This window comes from Bacillus sp. EB106-06-01-XG163 (assembly GCF_058791615.1).
In genome coordinates, this window is the sequence record NZ_JBYTDS010000027.1 from 1 (window position 1) to 9,205 (window position 9,205).

At 48.7% G+C, this 9,205-nt stretch carries 2 protein-coding genes; both read right to left on the reverse strand.

Translation table 11 applies throughout. From position 1 onward, the window contains the following. The coding region (locus AC3WTF_RS19080) for a non-ribosomal peptide synthetase (RefSeq protein WP_139851974.1) at positions 1-5,588 on the reverse strand (5,588 nt) is incomplete at its 3' end. A gap of 25 nt (positions 5,589-5,613) precedes the next feature. Further along, the coding region (locus tag AC3WTF_RS19085) for a non-ribosomal peptide synthetase (RefSeq protein WP_139851971.1) at positions 5,614-9,205 on the reverse strand (3,592 nt) is incomplete at its 5' end.

Genomic DNA, 9,205 nt, shown 5'->3' on the forward strand with positions numbered 1-9,205 from the left:
AGAAAACGCTCCTCCGTCAGCTCGGGCCGGTTCAGATAGCCCCGGGCCACCCCTGTCCCCGCGATGTACAGCTCTCCGATACAGCCCGGCGGCAGAAGCCGTTTCTTTTGATTTAAAAGATACAGCCGCATGTTATGCCCGGAAATGCCGATCGGAACATTGTGAAATTCTTTTCCTTGCGGCAAATCAAAGTACGCCGCTTCTACTGTCGCTTCCGTCGGACCGTAGGAATTTGTCAATTCCGTTCCCGGCAGAAGGTCATAAAAACGGGAAACCAGGTGCGGGCCCAATTGTTCGCCGCCGGCAAAAACCCTTTTTAAGCAGGTTTTTTTGATCGGCTGTTTTCTGGAATTTATATATTCCAAGAAAGCATGAAGCATGGATGGCACAAAATGAGCCGCCGTTATGCGGTTATTCTCCAATGCGTTCAGTATCATTTCAGGGTCTTTCTCGCCGCCTTGCGGAAGGAGGAAAACAGAAGCTCCCGCGATCGGCCACCAAAACAGCTCCCAAATCGAAGCGTCAAAAGAGTATGATGTTTTATGCAAAATGATGTCAGAATCACTTAATCCATAACGCGTTTGCAGTGAGTATAAAAAGTTTACGGCTGACCGATGTTCAACCTGCACGCCTTTTGGGCGTCCCGTAGAACCGGATGTATAGATGATATAAGCCAATGAATCAGGTTTTACCGGAACGTTAGGGTTGGCCGCAGCTTCAGGGTTTCCTGTTTGTCCGCTTTTCAGAGAGATCGTTTCTCCCTCAAAAAGATCTGGTGCGAAAAGTTCTGGTTCTGCCAGTAAGAATTTCACGCCGCTGTCTTTCAGTAAAAAGCGAATCCGCTCTTCCGGGTAATCCGGATCAATCGGCAGATATGCACCGCCTGCTTTTAAGACAGCGTAAATGCCGATCATCATGTCAGGAGAACGCCGGCCCATAATGGCGGTTTTATCCTCCAGCCTTATCCCGCGCTTGATCAGCTGGTGCGCAAGCTCGTTTGCCCTTTCGTTCAGTTCCTGATACGTAATCGAAATGTCATCAGTTAAAATTGCCGGACGGTCCGGCGTTTTTTCCGCCTGCTGTTCCAGCAGATCATGAAGAGACTGATGAAGCGGAAACGCTGTTTTCTGAAAGGGGCTGAAATCTTGAAGCAGAGACACTTCTTCTTTTTCTGTCAAAACAGAAATATCGTCTAATTCCAAGCCCGGATCAGCCGCGGCGTTTTCGGCAAGTGTCGTAAAAAATCCCGCCCATTTTTGAATCGTTTTTCTCTCAAACAAATCGGTGCTGTATTCAAACTGGCAGTACAATTCACCGGCATTTTCAGAGATGTACAGTGATAAGTCAAATTTAGAAATCGGCAGGCTGACGTCTGCCGGCTGCAGTTCAAGTCCGGCTGCCCTAAGCTTCTGCTGTTCCATATTTTGCAGCGCAAATGTTGTGTCAAACAGCGGATTTCGGGACATGTCCCGCGGCACACCGAGCTTATCGACGAGCTCTTCTAACGGGTAATCCTGATGTTCGTAAGCCTCAAGCGCTGTTTGGCGAATTTCCTTTAAATATTCTTTGAATGTCATGCTTCCGTCGGGACGCGTCCTGAAAGCAAGCGTATTGACAAACATGCCCAGAACGGCGTCAAGGTCGGCATGTGGCCTTCCTGCAATCGGAGACCCGACGATCATATCTTCCTGTCCGCTTAAACGGGCTAACAGAACTGTGTACACACCGAGCAGCGTCATATACAGTGTGCATTTGTTTTCTTTCGCCAGCTTTTTCAACTGTGCTGTATGTTTTTCATTGATGACAAATGACACCCGGTCACCGGAAAAGCTCCGCACCGGGGGACGCGGCTTATCAGCCGGCAATTCAAGCACGGGAATCTCACCGGCAAGCCGGTTCAGCCAGTACTCCTCTTGTTTCCGATATGCGGCGCCCGCCATAAATGATTGCTGCCAGACGGCATAATCTTTGTATTGAATCCGTAACGGCGGCAGACTTCTCTCAGCATACAGCTCACTGAATTCACGTATCAAAAGATTGACGGATACGCCGTCTGAAATAATATGATGCATGTCAGCTAAAAGCAGATGCCGGTCTTTTTCTATTTGGACAAATCCCGCCCGGAAAAGGGGCGCTTTGCCGAGATCGAACGGCCGGATAAACGCTTCGGCTGATTGTTCTTTTGTAAATGCAAACGGCACGTCGTCATGAATCCTCTGCACAGGCAGGCCGTTTTTTTCTTCAAAGGACGTTCTGAGCGGTTCATGCCGCCGGATCAGTTCCTTGAACACGGCTTCCATCCTGTCTCGGTCAAACGGCCCCTTCACCTCTAAAACGGCTGGAATGTTATAGCTGACACCGCCATTTTCAAGCTGGTGAAGGACGTACATCCGTTTTTGGGCGGATGAGACAGGATATGTTTCTTTCATTTCTGTCTTTTCTATGGATGCGAACGGGTTCTCTTCTGCTTCACTGATGATTTTGGCGAGTTCTTCTACAGTCGGATGGCTGAAGACATCGCTCAGCGGGATTTGCACACTGCACTCTTTAGCTATTTTTGCAACGAGTGCCGTCGCCTTTAATGAATGGCCGCCAAGCTCGAAAAAGTGATCGTGAACGCCGATCGGGCCGCTTTGAAGCACTTCTTCCCATATGCGGGTAAGCTTCAGCTCCGTCACATTCCTGGGAGCTGTATATTGACGGCCCGCTGCGTACGCCGAAGCTTCCGGAAGGGCCCGCTGATCGACTTTTCCGTTCGCAGTGAGCGGAATCGAGTCAACAAAAGCCCATTTGACCGGAATCATATAATCAGGCAGCTCTTTCGCCAAATCACTTCGCAGCTGAGAAGGATCAGTCGCTTGTGAGACGTTGCAGTAGGCGCATAATTCATTTTCGCCCGACTCATTCGTTTGAATCAGAACAGCAGCTTCTTTCACGGCATGATGATTTGCCAGGACGGTTTCAATTTCCTTCGGTTCAATCCGGTATCCTCTGATCTTCACTTGATCATCTGTCCGGCCGATGTATTCAATTTGGCCGTCCGCACGCAGTCTTGCCAAATCTCCGGTCCGGTAGATGACGGCGTCCGTTCTGAACGGATCCGGCAAAAATTTCTCTTCGGTCAGCGCCGGATTGTTCACATAGCCTCTTCCTGTATTCGCCCCGGAAATATACAATTCTCCCGCAATTCCGAGAGGCTGAAGCTGTCTGTTTTTGCTGAGAATATACATTTTGTTATGATGGATCGGTTTCCCGATCGGCGGATGTTCAGGTATGTCATCACCCGCAGAAATCGTATAGGTTGAAACCACATGAGTTTCTGACGGGCCGTAATGATTATGCAGATGCATACCGTGTAAACGGAGCGTCTGCCTGAACAAACGCGAAACGGTCAGCTGCTCCCCGGCCGTAATAACATGCTTCACACAGCGGGGAAAAGAATGTGCATAACCTTCTTCATTGAAAAGCATCTTGACAAACGCAGTCGGGAAAAACACAACTTCCGTTTTGTGCTGATCAATAAACGAAAACAGCTGAGAAACGTCCCGTTTGATTGATTCGGGCACGATACAAAGGGTGCCGCCGCTCAAGAGTACTGAAAATAACTCCTGATAGCAGACGTCAAACGCCACAGATGCGTACTGCAGCACATTTGTGCAAAAATCAATGTCTGTGTTCGTCAATTGGTGAGAAAGCAGGTTGGCCATATTTTTATGTTCGAGCAGCACACCCTTCGGTTTCCCTGTCGTTCCCGATGTATAAATCATATAAAGGAGGTCGTCCGCCGTATTAATGGATTGCACATTGCTTCCGTCCGCTTCCGTCCCGGCCTCTTCTATGTATGTAACTTGCAGCGCTTGTTCCGCGGGGACTGACTGATGCCGCTCTGTTACAACATGGACGCAGCCGCTGTTTTCAATGACATATCGGATACGCTCCTTTGGACTGCCCGGATCAATCGGGACAAAGGCGCCGCCCGCTTTTAAAATACCGAGAACAGCCGCCGCTAAAGAAGGGGAACGGCCGAGCATGACGCCTACCGGTTCCTCCCGCTTTAATCCGCGCTTTTGCAGCAGGCGGGCCAGCTTATTAGCCGATTCGTTCAGCTCTTTGTACGTCACTGACTCGCCTTCATACCGAATCGCGATTTGATCCGGTGTTTTTGCGGCCTGCCGTTCAAACATTGCATGAACCGTGTCATATACAGGCTTTTCGGTCTCTTCAGAAATCGGTGCAAGCAGCTGCGCTTTTTCCTCCGGGGTTATGATTTCAAGCTTGTCCGGCGTGATGTCCGGTTTGTCGAGAACCTGGGAGACGATGTGTGCTAAATGGCCTTTGATATTTTCAATAAATTGGCGGTCATACATGCTTGAATCGTATCTCATTTTCAAATGAATTTCGTCACCCGGCGCCACCATAAGATAAAAACTGTAATTGGTTTCGTCTTCCATGCTGAAATCATGGATGTGAAAAAGGTCTTTCGTGTCCCCCTTGCTGTTCAGCACATCAAGCTCCTGTTCAACCGGATAATTCTCAAAGACGAGAATGTGGTCAATTAAGCCTTGTTTTACCTGTGAATTCGCCTGTATGTCATAAAGCGGATGATAGCTGTATGCCTGTCCTTTCAAAGCATCCTTTTGCACATTTTTGATCAGCTTTTGAAACGGGATGTTTGCCCCGCTGATCCGGACAGGCACGGTATTAATAAACAGGCCGATCATTCGCTCGATGCCTTCGATTTCAGACGGCCTTCCGGAAATGACAGAACCAAAAACCGCATCTTCTGTCTGGTTATACGCCTGAAGCAAAATGCCCCAGAGCGTGTGGAAAATGGTGCTCAGCGTGACCTCTTCTTTTACGGCCAGCTCTTTCAGCTTAGCCGTGTCCTCTTTTGAAAAGGAAAACGTCACTTCCTCTTGTCTGCTTTCGCCGGCTTTTTTCTGCTTCGGCAGAACAGTCTGCTGCTCAAAGCCTTCAAGGTACCGCTCCCAGTACGAAGCGGCTTTTTCTTTATCTTGCTCCATCAACCACTTGATGTAGGTCCCGTACGGCACAGCGGGCTCAAGCGTTAACGGTGTCCGGCGGAGCCGCGAGGCGTATATCTGGAAGAACTCTTTCAGCACGATTCCGAGACACCAGCCATCCATAATGATGTGATGGAAACTCCATATGCACGTATATTCACATTCACCGGTTTGAAGCAGCGTCACCCGCATCAGCATGTCTTTTTGCAGATGAAATCCTTTCTTACGGTCTCTTCGTTTGGCTTCTTCAATATGCTTGATTTGATCAGCCTTGTTTAAATTGGTGAGATTTTCCTCAATGATGCTGACGTTCCGCTCTTTTAATACGACCTGCTGCGGCACTGACACGTTCTGGCTGATAAAGATCGTTCTGAAAATATCATGTCTGTCGAAAAGGGCATGAACGCTCTCTTCAAACACGCGGGTGTCAACCTTCCCCGTTATTGAAAAGGAGGCCTGCTCGGCGTAAGCCTGTGATTCCTTTTGCAGGAGGGAATGAAAAAGCATTCCTTCCTGCATATAAGACAGCGGATAAATATCCTGAATTGCATTCTTTTTTGTCATGTTATAATCTCCCCGTCGCCTTTTTCTACAGTTCCTCGACAAAACTCGCTATGCTGTCCAAATCATCAGATGTTAACGTTTTGCTGCTAAAATCACTAACGGTTTTTTCTGCTTCCTCTTTGCCGGTGCAGTGCGCCATAATATCACGCAAATATTGCTGTAAAGTTTGCAGCAGCTGTTCCATCGTTTCTTTGCGGAAGCGGCTCGGCGGATAGCTCAAACTGAAGTGAAGTTTGTTTTGTGCGGCCATCGCGCTCATTTCCACCGCTTGTTCCCGCTGCCATGTCGGCGTGATGTCGTGCCCACTTGCAAGACCGGACAGACTGAACGTGTGCTGATCTTCTGTATCATTGAATTGCCCTAAATAGTTAAAGCTGATTTCAGGCGCTTGTCTGAAGCGGATTGTTTTTTGTTCAGGCGGTGTCATATATTTTAAAATGCCGTAGCCTATTCCTTTATCCGGTATTCTTCCGAGTGTGTCTTTGACCGTTTTTACCGCCGTTCCAAGCTCAGCGCCTGCTGTGTTCAAGTCAATGAGCACCGGATACATGGAGGTAAACCAGCCTACGGTGCGGCTGATGTCAAGCTCCGGCATGATGTGCTCTCTCCCGTGCCCTTCCATCGCGATGCGCAGTCTGCCGCCCCCTGTCCAGTCCCGTAAAGCCAAAGCTGCGGCAGTCAGAAGAATATCTTGCGTATCGGTATGGTAGGCCCGGTTGACCTGCTGAAGCAAAACGGACGTTTCTTCTTCTGTAAGCGTAAAGCTTACCGTTTGCCGAATGCTGTCGACTCCCGTCTGATGCTGCGGTTTTTCATAAGGAAGTTCGGCGGCTGTTTCTTCTTCAATAAAACGCCAATATTCTTCTTCACGCATCAGCTTGCTGCTTTTTGCGTATTCTGAAAGCCTTTCAGCGTATTGCTTAAACGAATCGGTCTTTGGCGGAAGCTGGACCGGCTGACCTTTTACGGCTTGAGTGTAAGCGGCAGATAAATCCTCCAGCAAAATACGCCATGACACTCCGTCAACCGCCAGGTGATGTACGGTGATGAATAAATAATCCCCGGACCGGGTTTTGAACCAGCCGGCTTTTATTAACGGGCCTTTTTCAATATCCATCCGCTGTTGGAGCGCAGCGACTTCACTTTCTATTTCTTTTTCCCAAGTATCTGTCTCAGACAGATCCCAAATGTCCAAGCTGTACAGTTCATCTTTTTGAATACCGTGATTGATTTGTCTGAAACTTTCGTTTTCTGCACTGACGGTGATCCGGAGTGCATCATGATGAATGACAAGATGCTCCAAGGCTTCTTTGAGCGGCTGTTTATGCAATGCGTCAGAGCTGAACATCATGACGGACTGATTGAAATGATTTCTGTTTTCCATCCGCTGTGATAAAAACCAGTGCTGAACGGGTGTCCAAGGAATGTTTCCTTCCACCGGCCGCTGATCGATAACTCTTTCCGCTTTCCGGATAAGAGGCGCGAGCTCCTTAATGGACGGATGCCGGAATAAGTCACTCGCCGTCATTTTCCACCCATAGCGTCCGAGCCGTGCGGAAACTTGCAGCGCTTTGATTGAGTCGCCGCCCAATTCAAAAAATGAGTCCTCAATCCCGACTTGTTTTGTGCCGAGCACTTCCTGCCAGATCACGGAAAGCTGTTCTTCAAGCTCATTGCGGGGAGCTGTGTACGCGGTTTGAAGCGCGAGCTCCGGTTCGGGCAGATTTTTCCGATCCAATTTACCGTTCGGCGTAAGCGGCAGCTTCTCAAGTTCCATCATATAGGCCGGAACCATGTAATTCGGCAGTTGCTTAGACAGTGAAGAACGCACTTTTTCTGTATCCATGTCCGCCTGCAGACTCATATATGCGATCAGTTCTTTATTGCCGGACTGCCCGGTTCTGACTGACACGGCAGCTTCTTTCACACCGTCCAGGCCCCTCAGTGCAGCTTCAATCTCTCCCAGCTCGACCCGATAACCGCGGATTTTCACTTGATCATCCATCCGCCCGGCATATTCGATCGTTCCGTCCGGCAGCCAGCGGGCTAAATCTCCGGTGCGGTACATCCGTTCTCCGGGAACAAAAGGATTGGGGACAAATTTTTCTTCCGTCAGCTCAGGGCGGCCGAAATATCCTCTTGCCACACCGTCTCCGCCTGTGCATAATTCGCCGATGACGCCGATCGGCTGCGGTGTTCCCCTGCTGTTTATGATATATGCGGTTGAATTTCCGACAGGGCGGCCGATCGGGATTGAATGATCGTATAATTGTTCAATCAAAAAGCAAGTCGAGAACGTCGTGTTTTCAGTCGGTCCGTATCCATTCCATACTGAGAGATGCGGCAGCGCATTCCGAACCCGGTTTACATGGCTCGGGGACAGTGCTTCCCCGCCGATAATCAATCGGGATAATCCGGAAAACACGTGTTCATTTTGTTCTGATAAATGGTTGAACAGAGACGATGTCAGCCACAGTGTCGTAATGCCGTTTTGCTGTATAAATGTTTCCAGAACATCCGAGTCGAGATAGGTTTCCTGGTCACTTACATATAAAGAAGCGCCGTTTAAAAGCGGACCGAATATTTCAAATGTCGTAACATCAAATCCTAATGATGAAGTAAACAACAGTCTATCTTCCGGCGTAAAATCAATATAATTGCTGTTTTTCACAAGGCGGATCACGCTTCGCTGTTCAATCATGACGCCTTTTGGCGCACCTGTTGACCCGGACGTATAAATCATGTAGGCCAATGAATCAGGTCCTCCGAGCGGTTCGGGATTTTCCGAACTCAATCCGGCCTTTGTTTGAATATCCTCTATGAATAAACGTTTTCCTGAAAGCGGCAGACCGTCAAGTTTATCAGATTGGAGAAGAATATCAGCTTTACAGTCTTTAAGCATCCATTCAGCCCGTTCCCGCGGCACATCGTCACCGATAGGCAAGTAGGCGCCCCCCGCTTTTAATATTCCGAGGATTCCGGAAGCAAGCTCTGTTGTGCGGCCGGTTAATAATGCGACAACGCTTTCCGGACCGACGCCATTTGATCGGAGAGCCGCCGCTATTCTGTTAGCCCGTTCGTTCAGCTCACGGTATGTCAAGATTTGTCCATCATATACAACTGCCCGGGCATCGGGGGTTTCTTTTGCCTGACGCTCAAATAAACGGCTGATGGTTTCGTGTCTTGGGTAATCGCTTTTCGTCTGATTAAACTGATAAATGACGCGATTTGTTTCAGCATCATCCAGTACGTGAATGTCACCAAGCGGTATCGCTTGGTTTTCAATTACTTTTGTAAGAATACGGGTAAAATAAGAAAGCCATTTTTCAATTGTCTGTTTTTGATAGATATCTGTATTGAATTCAAAATCAAAGCTGATGGAACCGTCAGACCCTTCTGACGCGTAAAGCGTGGCATCAAACTTTGCGGTTTTATGACTTGTATCCGCAGCTTGAGCCAAATGCAGCTTATTTAACACCAGGGATTCACGCTCCATATTTTGGAGCACAAACATAACGTCAAACAGCGGATTGCGGCTTGTGTCCCGCTGCACGCCGAGCCGCTCCACCAGCTCTTCAAACGGGTAGTCCTGATGCTCATACGCTTCAAGCGCGGCC